The organism is Psychrobacter sp. Sarcosine-02u-2 (assembly GCF_002836335.1).
In the GTDB taxonomy this organism is placed as follows: Bacteria; Pseudomonadota; Gammaproteobacteria; order Pseudomonadales; family Moraxellaceae; genus Psychrobacter; species Psychrobacter faecalis.
In genome coordinates, this window is record NZ_PJBX01000170.1 from 20,330 (window position 1) to 46,820 (window position 26,491).

A 26,491-nucleotide genomic window follows, 5' to 3' on the forward strand; every position below is an offset into this window, starting at 1 on the left:
GGTGGTGAGTAGGGCGCAAAACGTGTCATCGCTAGTCACAACTTGCCAAGGCTTGATATGTGCTAATAAATAGCAAGTATGCTAAAATCAGGCGATTTATTTTAGCCACTTATCGCATCTATAGCGTTATTTAATTTAGTGGTTATTGAGGATAGAGCGTTTTTATTGAGCGTTCTTAATCGACTAAGGATATTTGCTTAACAACGACCATCATCACCTCAAGGATAATTAGAGTCATGGATGCAAATTCATTGTGGCAGACGATAGCGGAACACCCCGAGTTTTTTGCTATGTTGACCATTCCACCAGTGACTGCATTTGTCACTTGGATACACGTGTGGATGGCACTCAAGATGCTATTTTATCCGATTAAATTTTGGGGTATTCGGATTCCAAACTTTCCATTCTTTGGTTTGCCGGGATTGGGTTGGCAAGGGATTGTGCCACGTAAGGCAGGCAAGATATCGGGCGTGATTGTTGATCAGACGCTCTCAAAGCTGGGTTCGCTCGATGAGTTTTTTCAGGCGATGGAGCCAGAACAGATGGCGGTATTTATCACCGATACGGTCGATGAAAACCTTGAGAGTTTGATTGATGAGATTATGCTTGACCATTCGCCAGCGCTGTGGGGCAATCTGCCTTATGCGTTAAAGCGCCGCGTCTATGCCCAAGCGCATCAAGAGTTGCCAAATATCATGCAATCCTTGGTGACCGATTTGACCTATCACGTCGAAGATTTGGTCGATATGCGCAAAATGATTGTCAATAAAATGGAAAGTGACCGGCGTTTGATGGTCAATATGTTTTTAAAAGTTGGGCAAAAAGAGATTGATTTTATCTGGCATATCAGTGCTTTGATTGGCCTTGTATTCGGTATTATCCAAATGTTTATATTTTTGGTGGTACCGCAGCATTGGACGGTACCGTTTTTTGCCGCTATTTGGGGATTTTTGACCAACTGGATTGCGATTTGGATGGTGTTTAACCCAGTTGAGCCACGTTTTATTCCGTATGTGAAGTTTTTTGTGCTACAAAGCCGTTTCCCATTTATTAAGCCGCAACTGCCGCATATCGCGCAGTACCGTTTCCAAGGCGGTTTTATGAAGCGCCAAGAGGAAGTGTCTGAGGTTTTTGCTGAGATTGTGGTCAAAGATTTGGTCACTTTAGAAAACATCATGAATGAGATGATGTATGGTGACCGCGCCGCCGAAACGCGTGAGTTGATGAAATCGCATTTGTATAAAGTGTTAGAATCGCCGGTCATTAGTACCACATTGCGGGTTGGACTGGGTCGCCGCGAGTTTGGGCAATTGAAAAATACCATTATCGACAAATCCATCGTCGCGACTATGGTGCCACTGCGAGACCCTGAACTTAATGAAAGCCGTGCCAGTAAAATATTTGGGCTATTTCGCGATCGTATTCGCGCGCTATCCCCTGATGAGTTTCAAAACCTATTGCGTCCCGCTTTTCGCGAAGATGAGATGACGCTGATTATACTCGGCGGTTTGACAGGTTTCTTGGCAGGTTGGTTGCATCTGGTCTTGGTGTTTTTCCCTGCCATGCAGTGAGAAAGGGTTTTTATGTTCTTTACACATATCGCCTACAGAGTGGATACAGAAACGTGACAAGTTGACGCTAATGTACCATGCTGTAAGTCTTCTAAGCTACAATGGCTGATAGCTACAGATGCAGAAAAAAGCATGACAATGACGGCGTAATGTCTAAAAGTAACGACTATTGACTATTCTCAGACGCATTAAAAATACTGCTTTCTAAAATAAACAATGACCGTATTAAGGTAAACAAGGTTAGACCGTATGTTAATCACAGAATTGGGTTATTTTGCCTTGCTGGCCGCCTTTGTATTGGCGATTTTGCAGGTGGTATTACCAACCATGGGTGTCATGAACGACCACGTTGCCTGGCAGCGCCTTGCTCCGAGTTTAGCGTGGGCGCAGTTTGCGGCCATGATTGTCTCGTTTGGGTCATTGATGGCAGGCTTTTATTTTAATGATTTTAGCTTGGTTTATGTCACCCAGCACTCTAATACCTTGTTACCTTGGTATTATAAATTGTCGGCGACGTGGGGCGGACATGAAGGTTCGCTGCTACTATGGATGACCATTATGGCCACTTGGTGTGCGCTGGTCTCCTACTTTAGCCGTGGCTTACCATTGACCATGCGCGCCCGCGTACTGGTAATATTGGCTGGCGTGCAAGTGATGATGCTGGCGATGTTAATCTTTACCTCATCACCGTTTGATCGCACTTTACCAAATTTACCCGTCGATGGCGCCGATTTAAACCCTCTGCTACAGGATTTTGGTTTGGTTATCCACCCGCCGATGCTGTATATGGGCTATGTGGGTATGGCTGTGCCATTTGCATTTTGTATGGCAGCATTATGGGAAGGACGTTTGGACGCTGTCTGGACCCGCTGGTCGCGTCCATGGGCACTGGCTGCATGGGGCTTTTTGACCGTTGGTATCGCACTTGGTTCTTGGTGGGCTTATTATGAGCTTGGCTGGGGCGGTTGGTGGTTTTGGGATCCAGTAGAGAACGCCTCATTGATGCCTTGGTTAGCTGGCTTAGCTTTACTGCATTCATTAGCCGTGACCGAAAAGCGCGGGGTCTTTAAAGCGTGGACCATTATGCTGGCCATTTTTGCTTTTGCCTTGAGTCTTTTGGGCACCTTCCTTGTGCGCTCAGGCGTCATTACTTCGGTGCATTCGTTCGCTGCCGACCCAACGCGCGGTCTGGTTATTTTAGTCATTCTGGGTATTATCGTCGGTGGCGGGCTGTTGATGTTTGCCGTACGCGGTTGGCGTCTGACGGTTGAAAGTCAGTATCAGCTGATATCGCGTGAATCATTTTTAGTCATTAATAACGTGATTATTTTAATCTCAACCTTAGTCGTACTGCTTGGTACGCTATATCCTATCATCGCTGACTCCTTTAATTTAGGTCAGGTCTCTGTTGGTCCTCCGTACTTTAATGCGCTATTTGTACCTTTGGCTTGGCTGTTATTAGTAGCGATGGGCATGGGTTCTAATATTCGCTGGAAAAAAGACAGCCGTCCGCTCTTAGGCGCCGGTATGGTCATTGCGGTCAGCAGTTTATTATTAGCAGCGATTATTGCCTACTTTGTTAGCCCGTCTGATATGTTAAATATTGGCGTGACGCTGGCGGTTAGCTTTTGGGTTTTACTTTGGATGGCAGTCGATTTTAAAGACAAAACCAAAAACGCCCCAAGTTTCTTTAAAGGACTACGTCAGCTACGTTTGAGCTACTGGGGGCAGCAAACTGCTCATATTGGCGTAATCGTCGCCGTCATCGGGGTGGCGTTTACCAGCACCTTGAGTGTCGAGCGCGATGTGGCATTGGGTGAAAATGAAACTGTGCACGTACAAGGCTACGACTTTGAGGTCAAAGATTTTCATGAAGTCAGGGGCAGTAATTTTGATGGTATGCAAGCACAGGTTGAGGTGACCAAAGAAGGTCGCGCGGTGACAACTTTGTATCCGGAAAAACGTACTTATATTATTAGTGGTATGCCAATGACCGAGGCGGCAATTGATGCCAGTCTCATGCGTGATGTCTATGTAGCGCTGGGCGAGCCTATCGCAGAAGACAGTAATAAGTGGGCGGTACGTATTTATGTCAAGCCGCTGGTGCGCTGGATATGGCTTGGGGCGATTATCATGGCCTTAGGCGGTCTGCTAAGTATGCTCGATAGCCGTTATCGTTTTAAAAAGGCTAAGGCATCAACGCAAACGGCAGCCAACAAAGCAGGATTTATTACCGAAGCTCACGTAGGGGAGAAGTAACATGAGTCAGTCAAATAATTCTTCCCAAAAAGCGCCTGACAATAAAGGTGATGCAAACCACAAAACGACCAAGACCATGAAAAAAAGCCAAATAAAGATATGGTTTTTGATTCCGCTGATTGTGTTTGTTGGTTTTATTATTATGCTGTACCTGCGTTTGGGTCAGCCGACGGATATCGTCACCAATACTGCGCTTGAGCGGCCGGTACCGTCATTTGAGTTGCCATTATTGTCCGATACTAGCCGTATGATGACCAATGACAATTTGCCCGAACAACCATTTTTGATGAATATTTGGGGCTCGTGGTGTCCAACTTGTATCATTGAGCATCCTTTTTTAATGCAATTAGAGGAACGCGGGGTCAATTTGGTTGGCGTTAATTACAAAGATGACATCGGTGATGCGCTAGGATATTTAAATCGTGGCGGCGATCCATTCTCCATGTCTATTCAGGATTTATCTGGGCAATTTGCTTTAGATTTAGGCTTAACTGGCGCGCCTGAAACCTTTGTGGTTGATGGGCAAGGTATTATTCGTCAGCATATTGTTGGTGAGATTAATGAAAGCAACTGGCAAAGCCGCATCATGCCCTGTCTGATGGTGCTCAATGAAGCGGATAAGAAAAATGTCAGTCCCGATCCTAGTCAGGTTCAGGAGGTGTGTAAATGAACGCCATACCTTTAACAGTGATGTCATCAAAAAGCACGTCATCAAAAAGCCTGTCAGCACAAAGCATAAAACCAGCAAATTTTATAATAAAGTTAGCCGGCTTAATGCTTGCGTGCTTGCTTAGTTTTATCCTCAGTTTCAGTGCGCATGCTGCCATTGACGTTTATGACTTCGATTCGCCGCAGCAAGAAGCGCAGTATCGCGGACTTATCGAGGAGCTGCGTTGCCCCAAATGCCAAAACCAAAATTTGGCAGGTTCTGATGCGCCCATCGCACAAGATTTAAAGCAAAAAACGTACGACATGATTAAAGAGGGTCGTAGTGATGCGGAAATACGCGCATATATGCAAGAGCGTTATGGCGACTTTATTACTTACAAGCCGCCTGTGCGCCCATCGACCTGGATACTGTGGTTTTTTCCGCCATTATTATTGATTGTGCTAATCATTGGCTGGTTTTGGCAAAGTAAACGTAGTCAGCGCGTGGCGCGCGGTGAAAGTGCGGTTAATATAGACAGCGCCGCAGCGTTATCGGCGGCAGAAAAAGCGGAGCTTGATCGTTTATTGTCTCGTAGCAATAGCAATAGCAATAGCAATGCTAAAAGCGAAGCTGTTATCACCAGTACAGAGGACAAAAAATGACCCTATTTTCTACTTTTGGCTTATTTATTGCCCTAAGCTTGTTTATTGCGCTGCTACTGGCTGTTATCGCTATCATGCCATGGCTACGCGCCTCACGCTTGCGCGACAAGCCTGTTGACAACCAACTGCTAGACATCAACGTGGCGGTGTTTCGCGAGCGTCTGGCAGAGCTAAAAACAGACAAAGACAGTGGCACCATCGATGACGTCCATTACCGCAATCAAAAGCTTGAGCTTGAGCGCCAATTACTGGACGCGCAGCGCACAGTCACGCCCATGGTAGTGCCAAGTTACAAAAGTCGTTTGATTATCATGATATGGGTGCCGGTATTGGCAGGATTGGCTTATTTTTTAATCAGTGACCGTACGTCAGTATTTGACTTATGGGTGGCTGAAGATAAAGTCGGACAAGTGGCAGATGACTTATTGACTGGTAAAATCGATCAGCCGCCTGCTTGGGCGATTGAAGATGGTACGCAGCTAATCAGTGCTATGCAGACCAACGTCTATCGTCATGCTGATGATCCTGATCGCTGGATGCGTCTGTCTGAGCTGTTTTTATCATTAGAAGCAACCGACTCAGCGCTTGAAGCTTTATCGCGTGCTTATCGTTTGTCGCCAGGCAATGAAGAGATTGCCACCACTTATGCGCAAATCAGCTTTTTTGCCAATAAAGGCCAGCTCGATGCCAATAGCCGCCGCGTCTTACAAGACGTACTAGCAAAAAATCCAAAGCACGAAGGCGCTCAAATGCTGATGGCAATGGGCGAGGCGCGTGGCAATAACTTTGAGCAGGCACAAGGCTGGATTAAGCGTTTGCGCGCCAGTATTGCCGCCAAACCGGGCGACCATAGCCAGGCGCTGGCAAGCCTTGATGAATTGAGTGCCAACGTCAGCGCGCAGCAGCAGCAGGCATCTGAGGGCGTTGAGGTCACCGTCTCTATTAATGCAAGTTTGCTACCGTTAGTAAAAGCAGATGACGTGTTGTTTGTCGCTATTCGTGATGTCAAAGGTGGGCCACCGTTCGCTGCCAAACGTTTACCGATTAGCGTCATTAAACAGGGAGAGGCGACTATTAGCCTAAGTGATTTAGACGCCATGATGCCTGAACGTACGCTTGCGTCTGCTCGAGGCGATAAAGTCCAGCTTGCTGTCATTGCGCGTATTAGCCATAGCGGCACCGCCGATGCTGAATCCGGTGATTTGACCGGTAATCCTGTTGTCATTAGCGCCGACCAAAATCAGGTCAATGTGGCGATTAATCAACAAGTTCCTTGATATATATATATTGTAAAAATTGAATACTTAGTAAATGTGCGCCGTCATATTTTTGACGGCGCACAATCCGCACAATCTTATCTCATGAACAGATAAGTCATCGTAACTTGCCGCATCAAGACTAAAAATACTTGAGCTTTTGAAAGCCACAAGGTAAGGTAAGCTCTGCAACCCACCAATCCCTAAGTTTTATTAGTCCCAAAATCCTATCTATTAAGGAGAGTCGTATAATGATGCGTATTATTTTGCTAGGTCCACCAGGCGCCGGTAAAGGTACCCAAGCCCAGTTCATCTCTAAAGAGTATGATATCCCGCAAATCTCAACAGGTGATATGCTACGTGCCGCCATCAAAGAAGGTACTGAACTTGGTAAACAAGCAAAAGATGTGATGAACGCTGGTGGTTTGGTTTCTGATGATCTTATCATTAACCTCGTGCAAGAACGCATCGCCAAGCCTGATTGTGTCAACGGCTGTATTTTAGATGGTTTTCCGCGTACCATTCCACAAGCCCAAGCGCTTGCTGATGCCAACGTAGCGATTGACCATGTGATTGAAATCAGTGTGCCTGATGATGAAATCGTTAAGCGCCTATCAGGCCGTCGTCAGCATGCTGGTTCTGGGCGTGTTTATCATATCGACCACAATCCACCTAAGGTCGAAGGTATCGATGATGTGACGGGCGAGCCGTTGATTCAACGCGAGGACGATAAAGAAGCGACCATTCGTGATCGTTTAGCGACCTATCAACAGCAGACCTCTGCTTTGGTTGGTTACTATCAAGAAAAAGCAGCTGAGGGCGGCGATGCCCCTAAATATGACAAATTCGATGGCACCCAAGGCATTGATGACGTTAAGCAGCAAATCTTATCGGCACTAAAAGGCTAAAGCTTTTTAAACGTCGCCGATAGACGTGTTGATTAACCGTTATATTCAAAACCCTGCCATTTGTAATCACGAGCAGCAGGGTTTTTTAGTGCGTAAAAGCAAATACTAAAAAACGTCCATAAAAAAGCCGCTTACTTAAATTCAGTAAACGGCTTTTAGCTACTATTGTTTAAATGTAGCTTAGCTAATACTTTAGCAGATTAAAACTTACGCGTTACCTTGGGCATCAACTTGCGCTTGCTGTTGGCTTTGCGCATATGCTTGGTCAAAGTTGACTGGTGCAAGCAATAACTGCGGGAAGCTACCACGCGTAACGATGTCGCTAATCACTTCGCGCGCATACGGGAACAATACGTTCGGGCAATAAGCACCCAAGATTTGACCGATTTGATCTTCTGGAATGTCTTTTAATAAGAAAATGCCCGCTTGATGCACTTCGGCGATAAATGCCGCTTCTTCAGCGTTTTTGGCGTTGACACTGACTGTCAATACCACTTGATAATGATCGTCATCAAGCTTTTCAGCGTTGCTTGATAGATTGATATCAAGCTCAGGGTTCCACTCTTTAGTAAATACAGCGGCGCCTGGGACTTCAAGTGACATGTCTTTTACATAAATGCGTTCTAGTGCCAATTGTGGTTGTGCTTGTTCTTCAGCCATGGTCATTCCTCTAAAAGTTAATCAAATAATGGGGCAGATTGTCATTGTAACAACATATCATTGTAATATAAATGCAGACTAAGGTTTGAGATTTATCTCAAGGTCTTTTACGCAGTTTTTTTAAATGTTTTTTATCACAACGCTTGATTTTTATCGCTGTCTATTTTTACACAATAAAAATAGACAGAAAAGGACAATAGCAAATTAACCAGCTAATAGCTCGTCAAGCTTGCCTTGTTGGTTCATTTGGTTAAGCTCGTCAAAACCACCGACAAAGGTATCACCGATGAAAATTTGCGGCACAGTGCGATAGTTATTGGTCTTTTGCATCAAAGCTTGGCGCTCTTCGCGGCTGATATCGTGCATGCCGATTTCTTCGTAATCAACGCCTTTAGATTGTAATAATTGCTTAGCGTTTGAGCAGTATGGGCACATTGGAGTGGTATAAACTTGTACAGAAACAGTCATGGTCATTCCTTATTTATAAATTTATGGGGGAGCAATTTTGTTATAAGTAATAGGATAAATAGTAAGATAAAAAAATTATAGGGTAGTCATTAATATAATCCGTTATCAATACGTAAATAACCCCTATATTTGCTGCTCCTCCGTATAAAGTGGGGATGGCTATAGCAAATTCAAGCAGTGTTGGTTAAAAAGCGCTGACGGTAGCATTATTAGCGCATAAAAAAGACACCTGATAAAGAGGTGTCTTTTTGATTGGCACTGCTGGTTAATAAGACCAGCTAATAGGATTTGTCTTACTTATGCAAACTTGGCTTGGCTTTACCTTTGTTTTTAGATTTAGCATCTTTTAACCCAACCAATGGCATACCAGCGCCTTGCCAGCCGCCGATACCGCCCTCTAGGCGATAGACATTGTCTTTACCAATCATTTGGACAGCAGCACCTGCTTGGATACCCATATCACAGACGATGATGACTGGCTGCTCAATCGCACGAATTTCCTCAATGCGGTCTTTAAGCTCAGTAAAAGGTATGTTGCGGCTGCCTTGGATATAACCAGTTTCAAATTTCTTTTTGGCGCGAATATCGATCAGCTGCGCATTTTGCGAGTTGACCATCATACCCAAGGTGTTGGGCGATATTTTTCTGCCACTACGTTTGTTTTCAATAGCAAAAAACAGCACGGCAAGCACGGCTAATATACCAAATAAAAACGGGTGGTTGCCCACAAATTCCAGCGCACGATCCAAACCATACCTCCAAAAATATAAGTGTTCGGTCAAACTGAGATAACAGCCCAACGATGGTGAACAAGGCGCTATTATACCGATAAGGTCATCTATAGTAAACGGGCGATGGCTTGGTCGTTACTTTATCTCGTCGTTCCTTTATCAGTAACCTTTAGGCATATCTGCTAATAAGGCTTAGTATCCGCCTCTTCTGTTAACGTCACAAGGTTTTCAACACGGCGCTGCAATACTTCGCCGTCCGCAACCGCTTGCCATAAGGCGCAGCCTTTACTGTTATGGGTATGGCGACAATCGCGGAACTGGCAATCACCTGCCAGTGGCGCAAGCTCGATAAAGCCTGAGATAATATCATCAGGCGTTAAATGCCAAATACCGTACTCACGAATACCAGGGGTGTCGACAATGCCGCCTTGGGTTAAGTCATCTGGATTAAATGGTAATAAGCGACTGGTGGTGGTGGTATGTTGACCGAGCTTTGAGTTTTCAGAGATAATATTGACGCTTTGTGCTGATTCAGGTAATAAGGCATTAATTAAGCTGCTTTTACCGACGCCTGACTGACCAGCAAAAATGACCAGTTTCTTATCGATGTAGCGCTTTAGCTCATCAAGCCCTATTTGCTCATCGCTATCAGCGATGTTTTCAGGGCATGCAACCGAGGTCAGTACGCTTTCGTAACCAAGGGCCGCGTATTGTGCCAATAATTCACTGGTATCGACGCTGTTTTCTTGCGCCAGTAGATCGGCTTTATTAAGTACCAATAATGGCTTTACGCCCGCATGATGACAAACGACCAAATAGCGATCAATCAATGTCGGCGCAGCGGCAGGCAAGGGCGCAAATACAATGGCCAAAATATCAACATTAGCAGCGACGGGTTTGAGCTTATGATAACGGTCAGGACGCGAAACGAGCGAGGTGCGAGGCTTGACTGATTCGATACGTCCAAAGCCGGTATTAGGATCGGCAGTCCAGCGTACTTGGTCGCCCGCTGCTAGCATAGGTAGATTGGTACGCACATGACAGCGCCAAATATCGCCTAACGTTAATTCCTGCCAAAATGGCTCAGGGTCATCGGGCGCAATCTCCGGCTGCACAGGAATTACTGCCGGCAAGCTGGTCACTTGTACTTCTAGCTGCTTACCATAATGCGCCATGACCACGCCATCCATCAAACTGTCATCGATGCTGTCTTGGCTATCGAGCTGTTGTTTGTCGATGCGACGAATCTGTTGTTTAGTCAGTTTGCGTTGCCGGATTAATGCCATGGGTTGTGACCTATTAGAAAAATATTGCTAAGTGTAGCGTGAAAATTTGCTAACATACAGCCTAAAGCGCCGCTAGCAGATAGTGGTTTTGTAATGTTTTCGTTTTATTAGGCATTATAGCCAACCAAGTGCAAAGCATATGATTTTAGCCTGACTATTTAGAGTCAGTTTAATTGATTAACAAGGCTCACAAGCTGTGCCAAAGTTTATTGACCATAGGATATTTTATGAGTACCGACGACCATCCCAATAAAATTAAAATCAAAAACCAAGGTAAAAAAGGGTTGGTGTGGATTGACCTAGAAATGACCGGACTTGATACCTTAAATGATGAGATTATCGAGATTGCGACCGTGGTGACCGATGAGGATTTAAACGTCCTTGCCGAAGGGCCAGTGTTTGCCATTAAAGTATCCGATCAAATATTAAATAAAATGGATGACTGGAATACCAAGCAGCATGGGCAGTCAGGCTTGGTGGACCGTGTGCGCCGTAGTACGGTGACCTTGGCGGAAGCAGAAGCGGAAACCATTAAGTTTTTGAATAAATGGGTCGATAGTGGCAAGTCGCCGATGTGTGGTAACTCAATCTGCCAAGATCGCCGCTTTTTAGCCCGCCAAATGCCCGAGCTTGAGCGCTTCTTCCATTATCGCAACCTTGATGTGTCGTCGATTAAAGAGCTGTGTTTCCGCTGGCGTCCAGATATTTTAAGGAACTTTGAAAAAGGCGGCAGCCATTTAGCCTTAGATGATATTCGCGATTCTATTCGTGAACTAAAACATTATCGTCAGCATTTCTTTAAGTTGATGCCTTAACGTCATGTTCAAAGATTGATGTCTTAGAAATCAATCTTTAGAAATAACCATTTAAGAACAAATAAAAAGCCCGTCAAAGAAGCGAATGCCAAGATATGGCTCGTTTCTTGGCGGACTTTTTGTTTCAGTGATATTTTTAATTAACTCTTATTGGATAATCCTTTAATAGTATATTAGCGACCCTCATCAGGCCGCTTAATGCTATCAGAGCTGGCTTCATAAACCGCATCTAATTCTGCTTCCGTTAAATATTTTTCTACCGTCGGGTATAACTCGCGCTCTTCAAAGCGAATATGGTCGTATAATAGAGTGCCAAGCTCATGAACTTGTGCCACGCTGACCCCTTTATTGCCAGATTTTTGTGATTGTTCGACCGTATTTATCAGTTGATGTAATTGCTTATGCTGTCCATCAAGGGTATCGAGTACTGACGCCACCTCAGATTCAGTAGCGCGGTACGGCTCTAAGGCATTAGCGATTAAATTGTCTTCAATTTGGAAGTGGTAAGCCATATCATTAATATAAGAGGTAAGATTGTCCCAATGTTTGGCAATCTCTTCGGGTTTATCCAAGCTTTCTTTGGCATGGCGAGACAGATTAAGCCCAAGATGGTGCTGGCGTGACAGCGGCTGCAATTGATTGGCGCGTTTCATAATTAAATACCTTAATGCTTCGAGAAGTCATGATTGATTCATTATTTGGAGTCATATTTTATGTTTAACTATCTTTTAATTTTGCATTTACTCGGGGCTGCAATTTGGACAGGTGGTCATTTAATACTAGCATTAGTGGTGTTGCCAAAAGTGCTATCTTCACGTAATTTAGACGCATTGTTACAATTTGAAGGTCAGTTTGAAAAAATTGGTATGCCGGCATTAGCCATTCAAATCATCACTGGATTATGGATGGCATATAAGATATTACCTAACATAGAGATGTGGTTTGCCTTTGATAATGACATCAGTGTCTTGATTGGTATAAAGCTGAGTTTGTTATTACTGACGGCACTAGTCGCGATGCATGCGCGCTTTTGGGTCATACCACGCTTATCCGCTAATAATTTGAATGGGTTTGCCATCAATATTATTCTGGTGACGTTATTTTCAGTGGCGTTCGTCGTGGTTGGTACGCTGTTCCGTACGGGATTTTAAAGAGAAGTTTTTAGATAAAATGATATAGGCTAAGTAGCAATTAATAGCTAATACAAATCAACAAACACAAAAAAACCTCAAGTAAATGAATACTTGAGGTTGAAACTTTGTACTTAATAATTTTATTAAAAACCAAGTTTTAAATATGGCGCAGCGGACGGGACTCGAACCCGCGACCCCCGGCGTGACAGGCCGGTATTCTAACCAACTGAACTACCGCTGCTTAGGTCGTCTTTAGCATTTCGTTTTCTAAAAGACCCACTCGCTAAATGAGTGGTGGGTGATGACGGATTCGAACCGCCGACATTCTGCGTGTAAGGCAGACGCTCTACCAACTGAGCTAATCACCCTGAGAAGCGTTAAAAAATTGCACTGCAATTTTAGCTTCGCAAGGGAAATCCTTTAAATAGGATTTCCTGAAAGCTTCAACATTCAAAGCTGTCACCCTTTAAATAGCTTTCAACAGAAGAGAACTAACTAAAGCCTCGCTCTGTGGGTGTGTATTATATACATTTACACATGACTGTCAAATATTATTTTAAGTATTTTTAAAATTATGGCTAATAAACTTACTTACCGCTCAAACTAAGCTGTAAGTAGGGTGATGATAGACTATATAGCCGCTATATTGCTGGCTATTGCGTGCTTGCTAAAAGTCACTATACTGATAAGGCTTTTTGCATCTAACGAACAAGACGTCTACTTATAGGGCGTCTACTTAATAAAACAGCGGGCTAATAACTAATAAATAGATGAATGATTTGAGTGATATAGGGTCATGGAGGTGAGCATAGATAATTTTAATATAGAAGCTCTGTCTATTGAAGACTACTTTACTACCTGGTCGGTAGGAGACTTTGCTGGATTGGGTTTGGTATTGCACGTGATTTTGATGATCGTCATGACCCTGCGTATCGTCTCGGTGCAGCGCAATATTGGGGTATCGATTGCTTGGGTTGCTGTGCTTTATACTTTGCCTTTGGTTGGTTTTATCGCTTATATCTTATTGGGTGAGCCAATGATTGGGCGGCGTTATCGTGCGCGTATGAATCAGGCGCGGCTACTGATGAATGATATGGCCAAGCGTGAGCAAATGGTGTTTGATGAAGGACAAGAGCTGCTACCCGATAATTATCGCGGTGTCAGTAAAATAGGCACACGTTGGACAGGGTTTGGAGTGTTTCCTGATCATCAAATGCAATTATTGACCACGCCGAGTGCTATCTTTGGGCGCTTGATTGAAGACATTAATGCCGCTCAGCGCATTATTCTGATGGAGTTCTATATCATTTATCCAAAAGGTCAGATACTCGACGTCATGGACGCGTTGATGGCAGCGGTACAGCGCGGTGTCGAGTGTCATATTTTGGCGGATAGTGTGGGCAGTTTTAGCTTTTTTAATAGCAAACAGCATCGCATGTTAGAAGAGGCTGGGGTTTTTGTACACCAGTCGCTGCCGGTTGGTTTGTTTAAGACGCTATTTAAACGCTCAGATTTACGTAATCATCGCAAGATTATCGTCATTGACGAACATATAGGCTATATCGGTAGCTTTAACTTGGTTGACCCGAAGTTTTTTAAACAAAACAAAAATGTCGGTCAATGGATTGATGTGGCGATACGTAGCGTCAGCCAACAACCGATAAATATTGCCACGGCGATGGCAAAAGTGGTGGTCACCGATATTGGCGCGGAAAATAAAGACAATCTCGATGCGCTCAATCACCGCGTGAATAACTATACGCGTAAGCTTTATGTCATGAATCCGACTATTAATGATATCAATAGTCGCGTTAAAGTGTTAGACGAGATTAGCGATACAGATGAGCTACCCGAGATTGGGTCGACATCGATTGTGATACCGCGTATGCCAGTCGTTGAGGATGTGCTGGCGCAGCTAATACCTTCGGCGCCGCAAGTGACGGCGCATGTGATTTATAATACGTTGGTGACGGTGATACATCGTGCCAATAAACGTATTCGTATTACCACGCCGTATTTTGTCCCCGATGAAGCGTTATCAGGGGCGCTGACCACCGCGGCCAAACGAGGGGTCGAGGTGACGGTTATTGTGCCCGAAAAAGTGGATTCATTTTTGGTGCAGCATGCCTCGCAAGCGTACTATCAAGAGCTACTCGAAGCCGGGGTGAGCATTGCTTTATTTAAAGGTGGACTGCTGCATGCTAAAACCGTGGTTATTGACGATGATTATTGTCTGTTTGGTACGGTAAATATTGATATGCGCAGTTTTTATTTAAATATGGAGGTCAGCTTAGCGATTTATACGCCAGAAATGGTCGCTCAGGTTGCGGATTGCCAAGAGGTTTACTTGCAGAGTTGTCGGTTTTTACGTTTAGAAGAATGGCAAGAGCGCCACGGAGCAGAGCGCTTATTTGATAATGTAGTGCGCTTATTTAGTCCTTTATTGTAGCGCTTTTGATTTTAGGTTAAGGTAAACTACTTATTTTTATTACCATCTTATTTTTATTATTATTTGAAATGTTTGTTTTCAAAACGCTCAATTTTTAAAGGATAGGCTCGCCTTATGTCTGCATCGCCCTTAACGCCCCTTGATTATATCGCAGCAGGCTATTGGCAAGATTTTTTAGCCGGCCGTTTTGTTGCCGGCGGCATGGCTTATGAAGCGGAATTGCATCGATGCACACTCGATGAATCGTTGGCAAGTTTACAGCGCGTAGATACTTTGCTGTCGCAGATACGCCGTGACATGGTTAAGTCGGGCAGCTGGGATGAAGCGGCGCTATTAATAGATGAGCGCTATCGTAATTTTATGGTATTTTTGGCATTTTATACCGGGCGCGTATTGGCACAGCAATGGCAGTATACGCCGCATTGGTTCGGAGAGTTTGAGCTACGTAAGCGCTATCCTACCTTGCCGCTACTGACCGATGACTTTTATCAGCATATGGCCGTGGTTTATCGCGATGATAGTGAGGTTAATAATCAGTTTAATACGACTGAGTCGCTATTTTTTGCTTTAGAGCCGATAGGAATGCGGCTGTTTGGTCATATTGATAGAGCGTTTCAAGCAGTGCAAGGCGGTCAGGTGGCAAGTGGACTATACCAAGCAGTAACTGCAAGAGTGCCAAACGCCATTAATAATAGTTATTCTCATCATGAGCTGCAATCAACACCTGAACCTGTTAAAGCAGATACTGTATTAGCAAAAGCTAATTTATCGACGGCTTCATTAGAAAGCCCCCCTGTACAAACTATAACGGCAGAAACTACGTCAGTAGTATCTTCACAAGCAGCGTTAAAAGAAGTTGCAGTAAAACCAACAACAAAATTCGCGCCAACTCCAGAGCTTTTTACTCAATTGCTGATAGAGCTTGATGAAATAGACGTCGCCCAAAGCGCTGGCAAAACAGAATACGAGCAAGCCCGTAAAGTCTTGGATCAATTTGAGCAGTATATTGCTAAGCAAGAGAAACCGCGCGCGCAAGTTGCCTTTTCACAGCAGCATTTGGCAGCAAAGCAGCAAGCTCTAGCAAGATTGCAAGACGCTGCCCATGCAGGTAATAGCGCGGCGATGCTACGTTTGGCAATGTATGAGCTGCTTGGTGAAGGAATAAATACGGATAAAGTAGCTGGCATGGAAGCAGGCGTTGAATGGGTGAAGCAAGCAGCGAGCAAAAACGACAGCCGTGCCCAGCGTTTATTAAGTAAGCTCTACTATCAAGGCTTTGGCGTACCGCAAGATATGACCAATGGCAAATATTGGCTTGAGCAAGCGTCCGAAAACGGTCATGTAGAAGCGGCCAGTTTGGTCAGTCAATGGCAGCAAGCGCAGGCGTTGATTAGCACACAAAAACAAGAACAGTATAGTCTCAAACGTTATCAGTTATTGTTTGCGGTAATTATTGTCGTCGCTATATTAATCTTCATTATTGTCTAGCTGTTTATGTAAAACTCTAGTTTTAAATTCTGATTTTTAAATCTTTGTTTCTAATCGCAAGTGCTTTAAAACTATTGTTTAGCATTAAATTCAGGTAGAATTGGCGCGTTTTTTATTGGCATTTCTTATTGTCATTTTATAACGTCATCTCCTATCGTCCGATCCATTACTAATCTGGGCTTCTTCATGCCATCTTCTGATAATTCCTTACCTTCTTTTGATAAGTCGACTCAGCCGATACAAAGCCGAGCCGTTTATAAACCACCTATTTATTATCAGGTGACGATTGGGTTGCTAAAACCGCTCTATCGTCTGCAAGTATGGCGCCGCTCGCATAAGCGTGATAATTACCAGCAAGAAGTCGAGCAGCGTTTTGGTAAGCGCTATCCTGCGCCGCCTGTACCTAATGCAAATATTCAATCTAATGCGACTGCCATCGAAAATGGCAATCATAGAGAGTGCAATAGCAAAAAGGTCATCTGGTGCCATGCGGTCTCTTTAGGCGAGACCAATACTGTCGCGCCTTTGCTGGATGCGCTATTGGCAAAAGGCTATCAGATATGGTTGACCAATACCACGCAGACTGGATATGCGCGCGGTGCCAGCCGCTTTGCCGATGATATTGCCCAAGGTCGCTTAAGCCATAGTTACGTTCCAGTCGACAGTCCTGCGGTTATCGAGACATTTTTAGGACATGTACAACCCGTCGCCGCCCTGTTTGTAGAAACCGAGCTTTGGGCCAATATCTTAACCAAATTGTCCGAACATCATATCCCAAGTGTTTTGGTCAATGGACGGCTGTCGGCGTCTTCTTTTAAAAGCTATCAAAAAATTGGCGCTGTCAGTGCCAGTATGATGAAGAATTTGAGTTTGATTATTGCGCAGGATAACGAATCGGCAAAACGCTTTCGGCAATTGGGCGCTCATAGCGCGCAAATCCGGGTGGCAGGTTCGCTAAAATGGGTAATCAATACGCCAAAGCCAAAAAATGACAATGATGATGTTAAAAAAGCTGACATAGGAAGCGATGGCGCAGACTTGGACTTAGATTCAGGCATAGCAGATCGTCCGATTTGGGTGGCAGCAAGCACGCATAGCGGTGAGGGAGAGATCGTATTATCATGGCAGCAGCAAATCCTATCTAACCCTTTGTTAGCTAATAGTTTGCTGATTATCGTGCCAAGACATCCAGAGCGTTTTGATGAAGTGGCAGAGCTGATTGAAAAATCAGGATTGGCGATGGCGCGGCGTAGTGCTGAAGATGCCATTAGCGCAAATACTCAAGTCTATCTCGCTGATAGTATGGGTGAGTTGATGCGCTGGTATGCGCTTGCCGATGTGGCATTGGTAGGCGGCTCATTGGTCGATATTGGCGGGCACAACCCCGTTGAGCCGGCAAGCGTAGCAACGCCAGTATTGATGGGTGCTTATACCCAGTCTTGCCAAAGCGTGGTTGATAAGCTTGCTAGCGTCGGGGCGTTATATCAGCCAAACAATGCGTTTTATAGCGCGATTAATGCGAATGGCCAAGTCTCTCAGCCGCGTCACTCTGATGGTAAGCAATCTTCTTCAGATGATGGTGACAATCTTCTTTATCAGCAGCTAAAGTATTGGCTGAGCCATTTAACCTTAGCAAAACAGGCAGGGCAAGCAGGTGCAGCAATGACTGAGCAACAGCAAGCAGTCTTACATCGTCAGCTATCGATGATTGAAGGTGTTATTGAACAATACGCTAAACCATCTTTTGAGCAAGACCTGAGCCAAGACGTGAATTAACAGCGGATATAAGTGACGCTATGAACTGTATATTATTGCCAGCGACCAACTTTCAACATGATAACGCGTCTGCGTATATCAATGATTTAGCGCAAATTGCTCATGTGAATAAAGTGCTAAATGCCCAAGTAGGCGATAGGTTAAAAATTGGTCAGCTTGGCGGTAAGCTCGGTAGCGCTATCATTAAAACCATTACCTCCGATAGTATTCAACTAAGCGATATACAGCTGAATAACAATCCGCCAGCAAAGCTTAACCTTATAGTGGTGTTGGCATTGCCAAGGCCAAAGGTATTGCGGCGTTTAATCATGGATATGACGGCGCTTGGCGTTAACGATATCATTCTTATCAACAGCTACCGTACGCAAAAAAGCTATTGGCAAAGTCCAATGCTAGCTCGCCTTGACGAGTTTGTGTTAGAAGGTCTGCAACAAGGCGTGGACACAATTGCGCCGCGTATTAGCCTGCAAAAACGCTTTAAACCCTTTGTAGAAGATAAGCTTGCAAGCTTAATGACCAGTCGCGCTATCGTTGCTCATCCTTATAGCGCGCTGTCATTTGCGCAATACGTCCAGCAACCACTGGCAAAACCTAAGGCAGCTCATGAATCGACTTTACCAAGTATGGTATTTATCGGTGCTGAAGGTGGCTGGATTGATTATGAGATTGAGTTGCTTGCTGAGCAAGGATGTACGCCAGTTAATATCGGGCCACGCATCTTACGTACCGAAGCCGCAGTCAATGTCATTTTAGGGCAGTGGTTACTAGAAGGTCAGGATTAAGCTCAGGCAGATACATAAATCATTGATATCTTGTTAAAAATTAGACCAGTTTATCGGCACAGCAGGGCTAGATAAATTTATTGATAATTAATCTCATTTCTATTAGTATAATGTGTCTTAGACATTAAGGTCTTATTAATCCCGTTATCCCGCTATTCAATTATTTATTAATAATTTTAATGTCGCCTTATCTCACTTATCCGTAGCACCATTATGGGGAATGCCATGTCATTAACTGCTATCAGTGCAAATCTATCTTCTAGTAAGCTTACTTTACCCATTGCTGTATTTGGCATGATGTTAGGTCTTGCGGGCTGTAGTAACTCATCGACGCCAGAAGAAAACGTAGATGCTGACACTACAACCACTGCTGAACAATCTGGCGCTGAGCAAGAAGTGGCGAAAAATGATGACGCAACGGCCGCTGGTGGGCAAACGGTTACGATTTACTCATCACGTAATGAGCAGTTGATTAAACCGTTATTGGATAAATATACCGAAAAAACAGGTGTTAAAATTGAGCTGGTCACCGATAAAACTGGTCCATTGATGGCGCGTTTGCAAGCGGAAGGTAAAAACACGCCTGCGGATATGTTATTAACCGTTGACGCGGGTAACTTATGGCAAGCAGCGGAGCAGGGCTTATTGCAACCTGTGTCTTCTACTATCTTAGAAACCAATGTTCCTGCTAAATACCGTGATCCAAAAGGTCAGTGGACAGGTCTGTCATTACGTGCTCGTACGATTTTTTATGATCCAAGCAAAGTTAGCGCCGACCAACTATCTACTTATGCAGATTTGGCCGATCCAAAATGGAAAGGCAAACTTTGTCTGCGTTCATCAAAAGCTGTTTATAACCAATCATTGGTTGCAAGCATGATGGAAAATCTGGGCGAAGAAAAAACAGAAGAAATTATTCGTGGTTGGGTAGCTAACTTAGCAACAGACGTCTTTAGTGATGATACTAGCATGTTAGAGGCGATTGCCGCTGGTCAGTGTGAAGTGGGTATTGCCAATAGTTACTACTATGGTCGCCTGCTTGATGAAAAACCAAATTTTCCTGTAAAAATATTTTGGGCGAACCAAGGCACGACTGGTACTCATGTCAACATCTCTGGCGCTGGGGTTATCGCTAACTCAGACAATCCAGATGGTGCGCTTAAATTGATGGAGTGGTTATCTTCTGATGAGGCGCAAGGTCTTTATGCCAGTTCTGATAAAGAGTATCCTGTAAAAGTAGGTATCGATGAGTCAGAGCTACTCAGATCTTGGGGTCCGTTTAAACAAGATAGTATCAGCGTGCAGAAGTTTGGTGAGCTACAAACCCAAGCCATTCAAATGATGGATAAAGCGGGTTATAAATAACAAGCTACAAGTCGCTGAGCGGTTGGTTTTTAGCGATTAGATGTTTATTCATCTAGCATCTAATCGCGTCATTATGCGTATGACACGGTAACAACTTATGATAACAACGCCAGAAGCGTCTGCTAAACAAGACAATACTGTCAATGAAGCTAATAACGACAATAATAGCTCGTCTATCAGTCAAGACCATGTCGTCCGCAAACGTATTATCTCGAAATCAGTCTTAGGACTGATTTCGTTGTTTATGCTCGTACCGATTTTAATCGTACTATTATCATGGACGCAGCCGGTCGCTGATATTTGGACGCACATGCGTCAATATGTGTTGCCGCCAGTGTTAAAAAATACCGTCATTTTATTGCTGATGGTGACACTGATTTCTGGCGTGATCGGCACGGCACTTGCGTGGGTGACCAGTATGTACCGCTTCCCGGGACAGCGGTTTTTTGCCTGGGCGCTGATGCTGCCATTAGCGATGCCCGCTTATGTCTTAGCATTTGTCACTGTCGGTATCGTTGACTTTAGTGGCCCCCTGCAAACGGCGTTAAGGGAGTTTGGTTTTACCACCGCTATCCCATCGGTACGTAACGTCTGGGGCGCAGGCTTGGTATTGTCGTTGGCATTTTATCCTTATGTTTATTTGCTGGCACGCCAAGCGTTTTTATCGCAAGGCAGGCGCGCGATTGAAGCGGGGCAGATGCTTGGCTTAAGTCGTAGTAAGGTGTTTTTTCGGCTGGCATTACCACAAGCGCTGCCTTGGGTCATTGGTGGTTTGCTGCTTGCTAGCATGGAGACGCTGGCAGATTTTGGTGCGGTGTCGGTCTTTAATGTCGATACTTTTACGACGGCGATTTATAAAGCATGGTTTGGATTTTTTAGTCTAACCACTGCCGCGCAGTTGGCCGCGTTATTAATCGGCGTGGTTTTTATCGTCGTCTTGTTTGAGCAATATTGGCAAGCCAAGCGTGGTAATACGGTGACGCAGGGTAGTAGTCAGCGCTTTGAAGCCAGTAAACCTGCGAAGTGGGGCATGGCGCTACTTTGTACGCTGGTATTTTTGATAGCGTTTTTGATTCCATTTTTGCAGCTGCTTTATTGGACCGCTTTAAACTTCCAGCAAGACTTTGACGCGCGTTATATTGATTTTGTTACCAATAGTCTTATGATTGCCAGTATGACCACCATATTTATCGCATTTTTGGCGATTATTATTGCGTGGGTCAAGCGTCAATATCCGGATAAATCGACCAAACTCATGACTACCTTAGCCAATTTGGGCTATGTGGTGCCGGGTACGGTCTTGGCGGTTGGGATATTTATTCCGATAGCGTGGCTTGATAACCAGCTCATTGCTTTTGGTATTACTTCAGCACAGTTTTTATCCGGTAGTGTGATTGTGATGCTGCTGGCCTTATCGACGCGTTTTATGACGGTAAGCTTTCAGCCGGTAGATCGTCAGTTACAGCGCTTGACCGTCAATCAAGAAGCGGCAGCTAAATTACTCAGTGATAGCCCGTATCAGCGCTGGCGGCAAGTGATGCTACCCGTACTTAGCCCCGGGGTATTGACTGGGTTATTAATGGGTTTTGTCGAAGTGATGAAAGAGATGCCGATTACCTTGATGACGCGGCGACAAGGCTGGGATACGCTGGCAGTAAGGGTGTTTGAGATGACCAGCGAAGGCATGTGGGGACGCGCTGCCTTGCCAAGTTTGTTGATTGTACTGGTTGGTCTTATTCCTGTTTGGATATTGCTGCGTCAAAGTGATAAACAAAGTTAAGCGCATTTATCATTAAGCAACAATAATCCAAGCGCTATAATCAAAAAGCCTTAATCAACTAGCCCTAGTTAAATAGTAGTTAAACAGTCTCTTTGAAAAAGAATCATATTAAAAAAGCCATATTAAAAACCGTGTCAACAAAAGGTTTTATTCACTAACAGCTTACTGGTACCGTCTATGTATACTGACTTGATGAACGATTCAACCAATCCAGCAGCGTCTAAATCCGTCAAGGTGGGCGGCAAGCCAAGACCGGAGCATGTGAAAAAACCACCGACAACGTTATTAACCAAAGCTCAACTAGCAAAGCTGCAAGCGGATAAAAGCTTGCCTAAAAATACAGCAAAACAAAATATATTAAAACAAGGCATATCAAAACAAAGTACTTTAAACCAAAGCACTTTAAATCAAAGCGTTATAAATCAGTCTGTCTCAAATCAAGAAACGGCAGAACAGAGCCAATCGCAAGATAACCAAGCTATTAAAGCATCGACTAACAACACCGGTGCTGATGACGCTTACTTTAGCGTGCAAGACTTAATCGTTGGCTATGACGATACGATTATCGTGAATGGCTTATCGTTAGATTTAAAGCAAGGTGAAATAGGCTGTTTTTTGGGTTATAGCGGCTGCGGTAAAACCACGGCGTTAAGGGCGATTGCTGGGTTGGAGCAGAGTCGTGGCGGTAAAATTTGCTTAAGCAATCAGCGTCTGACCGAGCAGACAGAGCGCACCAAGTTTGCGGTCGCGCCAGCCAAGCGCGGTATGGGCATGGTCTTTCAAGATTATGCGTTATTTGGACACTTAAGCGTGGCAAAAAATATCGCTTTTGGTCTTAATAAATGGTCGGCGGCCGATAAAAAAGCGCGTATTAAAGAAATGCTAGAACTTGTCGAATTGACGGAACATGCCGATAAACGTCCTAGTGAGCTATCGGGTGGTCAGCAGCAGCGAGTGGCATTGGCGCGCGCATTGGCACCAAAGCCTAAACTCTTGCTACTTGATGAGCCGTTTTCTAATTTAGATGTGGTACTACGTGAATCACTGGCGATGAGCGTGCGTGATATCCTTAAACGTACCAATACCACCGCTATTTTGGTCACCCATGATCAAAACGAAGCCTTTGCTTTGGCCGATAAAGTCGGGGTCATGGATAAAGGTAAATTGGTCCAGTGGGCCACGCCAAGTGAGCTATATCATGAGCCGGTCAGTCCGTTTGTCGCTGAGTTTGTCGGTGAGGGGGCAATGATAGATGGCATCATCAAAGAAGGTCATGTCGAAACCGCACTTGGTGATATTTATCGGCGTATGGAAGTCTATGATGAGTTAGGGCAGCCACTATATTGCGAGTACGATTATCCAAACGGCACACCGATTAAGGTCTTGGTACGGCCTGATGATATCGTTCATGACGATGAAAGTACGCAGACGGCTTTAGTCGTCGGACGCGTCTTTCGCGGCGCAAACTATCTATATCGCTTACAGCTTGCTGACGGTCAAACCGTATTGTCCCTCGTTGCCAGTCATCATAACCATGAGATTGGCTCGCAAATTGGTATCTTGCCTATCCTCGAGCATGTGGTGGTGTTTGATGAAAAAGACATCAATGCCACCACCTGGTCAGAGTATGATAGATCCGAGCGCGTGGAAGAAATCAGATAATTAGCAGTTTTAAGCTTAGGGATACTTTTTAAGTTTAACGAAGACGTTAAGCGTGACGCGTTGCCAATATATGCAAATAGCGCCCAAGCCATTTATACGGCTCGAGTTGCGAGTAGCGCAGCTCCATACGTATTACCGCATCAGGGTCATTATGACCGCCACGTTTAAGCGGCGCATAATCATGAAATACCCGCAAGCCACTGGCAAGTATGGTTTGATACTCATGCGCCCTTAGCCACGATTCAACCTCTTCTTTAGCAACCGGATGATTGGGCGTGAGACTTTTTTCATTGTCTGCTTTATACTCGCTGTTATCTAATAAGTTGAAATTACCCATAATAAGATTGCGATAATCAAAACTTGCTGGATTATAAAAGCACAGCGATAGCGCGCCATTTGCGCTCAAGTGCCTATCAAAAAAATTCATCACCGCGGCAGGTTCTGCCAACCATTCAAGCAGCGCATGACACATAATCAAATCAAACTTTTCTGTGTTACTCGCGAGCTTTTCTTCAAGCTCTTGATACGGACAAATATACCACCTAATATCTAAATCCTTTTCGACGCTTTCAGCGTTTGCTTGCGCTTTCTCCAGCATATTGGCTGAAATATCATTGATAACCAGCCTATGTCCTTGACTGGCAAGCTCAATCGCAATTTGCGCCAGTCCTGCGCCGACATCTAGAATACGTAACGGTCGCCCAAGCATTTGGCTCATCTGCGCACAATAGACAAAAATATCACGGCGCAATATGGCCAGACGAATATCACCCTTTAAGCCGCCATAAACCTTTTTTTCAAAGTGGTCGGCAATCGCGTCAAAGCTGCGGTCTGTGCGCGTATCAGATTGTACAATGGACGCTGTGATAGCTTGTTTGCTTGCCTCGTTAGTTGCTTGCTTAATGGATGAACTGCTTGCTTGGCTCTCTTTTTGTGTCATTACGGACTCTATCTTATCTAAGGTATTTGAAATGGTTTTTATAACTTTTTTATTGGATTTTAATAGGGTTTTAGCGTATAAATAGTACGGTTGAAGCATAGTTTTTTATTAAAGTATCTAAACTAAACTACACTTGTCCATTGCCTAGGATTTTAGGCAATTTTCTGTTTATTACTGCTAAGGATAGCAATCATGGTCTTACCCAATTCATCCATTATAAACAAACCCGCCATGACGCGTGGTCTATTATCGATCGCCATTGCCAGTAGCTTATTGCTCGTTGGTTGTAATGACGATGATAATGATCATTACGTTTCAGCGCCGTCTGCTAGCGCTAAATTTATAAAAACCTTTACGGCAAATGATATCAATAGCAGTATTGGTTTGGGAAGTACGGCAACGCCTGTTGCTAAGTGCGGTGTTACCATAGAAAAAGTCACTTATGATACCAAAGGCGCTGCCGATGAAGATACCAATGCTACAGCCGCTTTGATGCTACCGACTGGCGACGCGGCCGAATGTAAAGGTGATCGTCCTGTCTTATTATACGCGCATGGCACGACAACGGATAAAGGCTACGACTTTGCCCAAGTCGGCAATGCTAAAAACCCAGCAGTAAGAGAAGCAAACTTAATCGCCGCAAACTTTGCCGCCCAAGGTTATATCGTCGTCGCACCTAACTATGCAGGCTACGATGAATCAAAACTTGATTACCATCCTTATTTGGTCGCCCAGCAGCAGTCAACCGACATGGTCGATGCTCTAGACAGCGCGCGCAGCATTATCGAACGCAAAAAACGCGCCAATGATGCCAATTACAGCAAAATTGATGATTCGGGTAAGCTGTTTTTGAGTGGCTATTCGCAAGGTGGGCACGTCGCTATGGCGACCGCACGTAAGCTAGAGCAACAAGGTAAACCTATTACTGCTATGGCACCAGCATCAGGCCCTTACGCTTTAGCAGCGTTTGGTGATTTTATATTTGCAGGTAATGTCAATCTTGGCGCAACTCGTTTTGCACCACTATTAGCGATAGGATTACAGAAAAAATATCCTAATATTTATAGCAGTCGATCAGAGATATTCAGTGCTGATTATGCTAATACTCAATTTCCAAGTTTACTAAGTTTTGAAGAGTTAGTCGCAGCTGGACAACTTCCTAGATTTGCCTTGTTTGAAGCCAAACCTACTAGTGACCCTTTACTAAATCAATTACCCGATAGTGAACTGCCTTTTGCCTTTTTAGGATTCGCTGCTGAAAAATATTTGATAAAAACTGATTTTCGAGCTATGTACATGGCAGATGCGCTACAAAACCCTGATAGTCTAACGTCGACAACACCGACGGGAATGCCCGCTGCCAATCCAAAAAGTAATATTCGTAAAGCATTAAAAGATAATGATCTTCGTGGTTATAAACCTAAGGTGCCAACATTATTATGCGGTGGTCATCGTGATCCAACCGTGTATTACGATTTAAATACAGGGTCAATGTTAGCTATTTTAAAGCAATATAACGATAATAACTCAGCAGCTAATCTAAATATAACGGTATTAGATGTTGATAATAGCGATGAGGCAGATAGAGGAGTGCCTACTATTGCACCTTTGAGTCAGTCGGCCCTAGCTAATCCATGGTTGCAGAACAGTACTATTCCTAATATCCAAACTCGCTTTAACGCTAGTGTTACCGATGCTGGCAATAGCTTTTTATCTAGCTATCACGGTGGTCTAGTGGCTACTTCTTGTACTGAGGCTACTCGTGAATTCTTTGAGCAAAATTTTAACCAATCGTAAGATTGTTTAAGTTTGAGTCTAATATTCATACTAATAAAAAAAACTGTATCCTTT

General features: G+C 44.3%; 22 protein-coding genes and 2 tRNA genes. 16 read left to right on the forward strand and 8 right to left on the reverse strand.

Annotated features, from left to right (window positions below; all coding sequences use genetic code 11):
- Window positions 1-236: 236 nt before the first annotated feature.
- From CXF58_RS09790 to adk, 6 genes are all read left to right on the forward strand, one after another.
- Window positions 237-1,571 (forward strand): DUF445 domain-containing protein, encoded by a 1,335-nt coding sequence (locus CXF58_RS09790; protein WP_068407450.1) that lies wholly within the window; start codon window positions 237-239, stop codon window positions 1,569-1,571.
- A 249-nt stretch (window positions 1,572-1,820) separates the two neighbouring features.
- The gene (locus CXF58_RS09795) at window positions 1,821-3,830 is read left to right on the forward strand and encodes a heme lyase CcmF/NrfE family subunit (RefSeq protein WP_102077370.1); all 2,010 of its coding nucleotides are present in this window, start codon (window positions 1,821-1,823) and stop codon (window positions 3,828-3,830) included.
- Window position 3,831: 1 nt separating this feature from the next.
- Window positions 3,832-4,500: a DsbE family thiol:disulfide interchange protein gene (locus tag CXF58_RS09800; protein ID WP_102077371.1), complete on the forward strand. Its 669-nt coding sequence runs from the start codon at window positions 3,832-3,834 to the stop codon at window positions 4,498-4,500.
- An 86-nt stretch (window positions 4,501-4,586) separates the two neighbouring features.
- Window positions 4,587-5,141: a cytochrome c-type biogenesis protein gene (locus tag CXF58_RS09805; RefSeq protein WP_228706597.1), complete on the forward strand. Its 555-nt coding sequence runs from the start codon at window positions 4,587-4,589 to the stop codon at window positions 5,139-5,141.
- A complete protein-coding gene (gene ccmI / locus CXF58_RS09810; protein WP_102077372.1) occupies window positions 5,138-6,418 on the forward strand; it encodes a c-type cytochrome biogenesis protein CcmI in 1,281 nt (426 codons plus the stop codon). The genes CXF58_RS09805 and ccmI overlap by 4 nt, the downstream gene beginning before the upstream one ends.
- Before the next feature lie 230 nt (window positions 6,419-6,648).
- Window positions 6,649-7,305: an adenylate kinase gene (gene adk, locus CXF58_RS09815; RefSeq protein WP_068407441.1), complete on the forward strand. Its 657-nt coding sequence runs from the start codon at window positions 6,649-6,651 to the stop codon at window positions 7,303-7,305.
- Window positions 7,306-7,512: 207 nt separating this feature from the next.
- On the opposite strand, the gene secB is transcribed toward adk, so the two are convergent.
- The 4 genes from secB to rsgA all read right to left on the reverse strand — a co-directional run bounded on the left by secB (window position 7,513) and on the right by rsgA (window position 10,450).
- The gene (secB, locus tag CXF58_RS09820) at window positions 7,513-7,965 is read right to left on the reverse strand and encodes a protein-export chaperone SecB (RefSeq protein WP_068407439.1); all 453 of its coding nucleotides are present in this window, start codon (window positions 7,963-7,965) and stop codon (window positions 7,513-7,515) included.
- A 204-nt stretch (window positions 7,966-8,169) separates the two neighbouring features.
- Window positions 8,170-8,433: a glutaredoxin 3 gene (gene grxC / locus CXF58_RS09825; protein ID WP_068407436.1), complete on the reverse strand. Its 264-nt coding sequence runs from the start codon at window positions 8,431-8,433 to the stop codon at window positions 8,170-8,172.
- Window positions 8,434-8,726: 293 nt separating this feature from the next.
- A complete protein-coding gene (locus tag CXF58_RS09830; RefSeq protein ID WP_102077373.1) occupies window positions 8,727-9,182 on the reverse strand; it encodes a rhodanese-like domain-containing protein in 456 nt (151 codons plus the stop codon).
- Window positions 9,183-9,346: 164 nt separating this feature from the next.
- On the reverse strand, window positions 9,347-10,450 hold the full coding sequence (gene rsgA / locus CXF58_RS09835) for a ribosome small subunit-dependent GTPase A (protein ID WP_102077374.1): 1,104 nt from the start codon (window positions 10,448-10,450) through the stop codon (window positions 9,347-9,349).
- A 227-nt stretch (window positions 10,451-10,677) separates the two neighbouring features.
- Between rsgA and orn the strand changes: the two genes are divergently transcribed.
- On the forward strand, window positions 10,678-11,265 hold the full coding sequence (orn, locus tag CXF58_RS09840; RefSeq protein ID WP_102077375.1) for an oligoribonuclease: 588 nt from the start codon (window positions 10,678-10,680) through the stop codon (window positions 11,263-11,265).
- Window positions 11,266-11,438: 173 nt separating this feature from the next.
- Here orn and CXF58_RS09845 read toward each other — a convergent pair whose 3' ends face one another.
- Window positions 11,439-11,918 (reverse strand): hemerythrin domain-containing protein, encoded by a 480-nt coding sequence (locus CXF58_RS09845; protein ID WP_102077376.1) that lies wholly within the window; start codon window positions 11,916-11,918, stop codon window positions 11,439-11,441.
- Between the two features lie 60 nt (window positions 11,919-11,978).
- Here CXF58_RS09845 and CXF58_RS09850 point away from each other — a divergent pair, with 60 nt between their 5' ends.
- Window positions 11,979-12,416 carry a CopD family protein gene (locus tag CXF58_RS09850; protein ID WP_102077377.1) on the forward strand — a complete coding sequence of 146 codons (438 nt, stop codon included), beginning with the start codon at window positions 11,979-11,981 and terminating at the stop codon, window positions 12,414-12,416.
- Between the two features lie 146 nt (window positions 12,417-12,562).
- On the opposite strand, the gene CXF58_RS09855 is transcribed toward CXF58_RS09850, so the two are convergent.
- A tRNA-Asp gene (locus CXF58_RS09855) sits at window positions 12,563-12,639 on the reverse strand.
- Window positions 12,640-12,690: 51 nt separating this feature from the next.
- A tRNA-Val gene (locus tag CXF58_RS09860) sits at window positions 12,691-12,766 on the reverse strand.
- Between the two features lie 428 nt (window positions 12,767-13,194).
- Between CXF58_RS09860 and CXF58_RS09865 the strand changes: the two genes are divergently transcribed.
- The 7 genes from CXF58_RS09865 (at window position 13,195) to CXF58_RS09895 (ending at window position 23,700) form a co-directional block, all read left to right on the forward strand.
- On the forward strand, window positions 13,195-14,847 hold the full coding sequence (locus CXF58_RS09865; RefSeq protein WP_102077378.1) for a cardiolipin synthase: 1,653 nt from the start codon (window positions 13,195-13,197) through the stop codon (window positions 14,845-14,847).
- Between the two features lie 114 nt (window positions 14,848-14,961).
- Window positions 14,962-16,335: a tetratricopeptide repeat protein gene (locus CXF58_RS09870; RefSeq protein WP_102077379.1), complete on the forward strand. Its 1,374-nt coding sequence runs from the start codon at window positions 14,962-14,964 to the stop codon at window positions 16,333-16,335.
- A gap of 186 nt (window positions 16,336-16,521) precedes the next feature.
- The gene (locus CXF58_RS09875; RefSeq protein WP_102077380.1) at window positions 16,522-18,111 is read left to right on the forward strand and encodes a 3-deoxy-D-manno-octulosonic acid transferase; all 1,590 of its coding nucleotides are present in this window, start codon (window positions 16,522-16,524) and stop codon (window positions 18,109-18,111) included.
- Between the two features lie 20 nt (window positions 18,112-18,131).
- On the forward strand, window positions 18,132-18,893 hold the full coding sequence (locus tag CXF58_RS09880) for a 16S rRNA (uracil(1498)-N(3))-methyltransferase (protein ID WP_102077381.1): 762 nt from the start codon (window positions 18,132-18,134) through the stop codon (window positions 18,891-18,893).
- Between the two features lie 225 nt (window positions 18,894-19,118).
- A complete protein-coding gene (locus tag CXF58_RS09885) occupies window positions 19,119-20,258 on the forward strand; it encodes a Fe(3+) ABC transporter substrate-binding protein (protein ID WP_102077382.1) in 1,140 nt (379 codons plus the stop codon).
- Between the two features lie 97 nt (window positions 20,259-20,355).
- Window positions 20,356-22,038: an ABC transporter permease gene (locus CXF58_RS09890; RefSeq protein WP_102077383.1), complete on the forward strand. Its 1,683-nt coding sequence runs from the start codon at window positions 20,356-20,358 to the stop codon at window positions 22,036-22,038.
- 177 nt (window positions 22,039-22,215) lie between these two features.
- Window positions 22,216-23,700, forward strand: a complete 1,485-nt coding sequence (locus CXF58_RS09895; RefSeq protein WP_228706596.1) for an ABC transporter ATP-binding protein — start codon at window positions 22,216-22,218, stop codon at window positions 23,698-23,700.
- A 46-nt stretch (window positions 23,701-23,746) separates the two neighbouring features.
- On the opposite strand, the gene CXF58_RS09900 is transcribed toward CXF58_RS09895, so the two are convergent.
- Entirely contained in the window at window positions 23,747-24,640 is an 894-nt protein-coding gene (locus CXF58_RS09900) for a methyltransferase domain-containing protein (protein WP_102077384.1), read from the reverse strand.
- Between the two features lie 192 nt (window positions 24,641-24,832).
- Between CXF58_RS09900 and CXF58_RS09905 the strand changes: the two genes are divergently transcribed.
- Complete coding sequence (locus CXF58_RS09905) at window positions 24,833-26,437, forward strand: alpha/beta hydrolase family protein (protein WP_102077385.1); 1,605 nt, start codon at window positions 24,833-24,835, stop codon at window positions 26,435-26,437.
- The last annotated feature ends 54 nt before the right edge of the window (window positions 26,438-26,491 follow it).

Excerpts from the sequence above, each read along its gene's own strand:
- adk (WP_068407441.1), top strand. The coding sequence starts at position 6,649 with ATGATGCGTATTATTTTGCTAGGTCCACCAGGCGCCGGTAAAGGTACC.
- grxC (WP_068407436.1), bottom strand. The coding sequence starts at position 8,433 with ATGACTGTTTCTGTACAAGTTTATACCACTCCAATGTGCCCATACTGC.
- CXF58_RS09870 (WP_102077379.1), top strand. The coding sequence starts at position 14,962 with ATGTCTGCATCGCCCTTAACGCCCCTTGATTATATCGCAGCAGGCTAT.
- CXF58_RS09800 (WP_102077371.1), top strand. The coding sequence starts at position 3,832 with ATGAGTCAGTCAAATAATTCTTCCCAAAAAGCGCCTGACAATAAAGGT.
- secB (WP_068407439.1), bottom strand. The coding sequence starts at position 7,965 with ATGGCTGAAGAACAAGCACAACCACAATTGGCACTAGAACGCATTTAT.
- CXF58_RS09795 (WP_102077370.1), top strand. The coding sequence starts at position 1,821 with ATGTTAATCACAGAATTGGGTTATTTTGCCTTGCTGGCCGCCTTTGTA.
- orn (WP_102077375.1), top strand. The coding sequence starts at position 10,678 with ATGAGTACCGACGACCATCCCAATAAAATTAAAATCAAAAACCAAGGT.
- ccmI (WP_102077372.1), top strand. The coding sequence starts at position 5,138 with ATGACCCTATTTTCTACTTTTGGCTTATTTATTGCCCTAAGCTTGTTT.
- CXF58_RS09890 (WP_102077383.1), top strand. The coding sequence starts at position 20,356 with ATGATAACAACGCCAGAAGCGTCTGCTAAACAAGACAATACTGTCAAT.
- CXF58_RS09900 (WP_102077384.1), bottom strand. The coding sequence starts at position 24,640 with ATGACACAAAAAGAGAGCCAAGCAAGCAGTTCATCCATTAAGCAAGCA.
- CXF58_RS09850 (WP_102077377.1), top strand. The coding sequence starts at position 11,979 with ATGTTTAACTATCTTTTAATTTTGCATTTACTCGGGGCTGCAATTTGG.
- CXF58_RS09790 (WP_068407450.1), top strand. The coding sequence starts at position 237 with ATGGATGCAAATTCATTGTGGCAGACGATAGCGGAACACCCCGAGTTT.
- CXF58_RS09845 (WP_102077376.1), bottom strand. The coding sequence starts at position 11,918 with ATGAAACGCGCCAATCAATTGCAGCCGCTGTCACGCCAGCACCATCTT.
- CXF58_RS09895 (WP_228706596.1), top strand. The coding sequence starts at position 22,216 with ATGTATACTGACTTGATGAACGATTCAACCAATCCAGCAGCGTCTAAA.
- rsgA (WP_102077374.1), bottom strand. The coding sequence starts at position 10,450 with ATGGCATTAATCCGGCAACGCAAACTGACTAAACAACAGATTCGTCGC.
- CXF58_RS09875 (WP_102077380.1), top strand. The coding sequence starts at position 16,522 with ATGCCATCTTCTGATAATTCCTTACCTTCTTTTGATAAGTCGACTCAG.
- CXF58_RS09885 (WP_102077382.1), top strand. The coding sequence starts at position 19,119 with ATGTCATTAACTGCTATCAGTGCAAATCTATCTTCTAGTAAGCTTACT.
- CXF58_RS09865 (WP_102077378.1), top strand. The coding sequence starts at position 13,195 with ATGGAGGTGAGCATAGATAATTTTAATATAGAAGCTCTGTCTATTGAA.
- CXF58_RS09905 (WP_102077385.1), top strand. The coding sequence starts at position 24,833 with ATGGTCTTACCCAATTCATCCATTATAAACAAACCCGCCATGACGCGT.
- CXF58_RS09880 (WP_102077381.1), top strand. The coding sequence starts at position 18,132 with ATGAACTGTATATTATTGCCAGCGACCAACTTTCAACATGATAACGCG.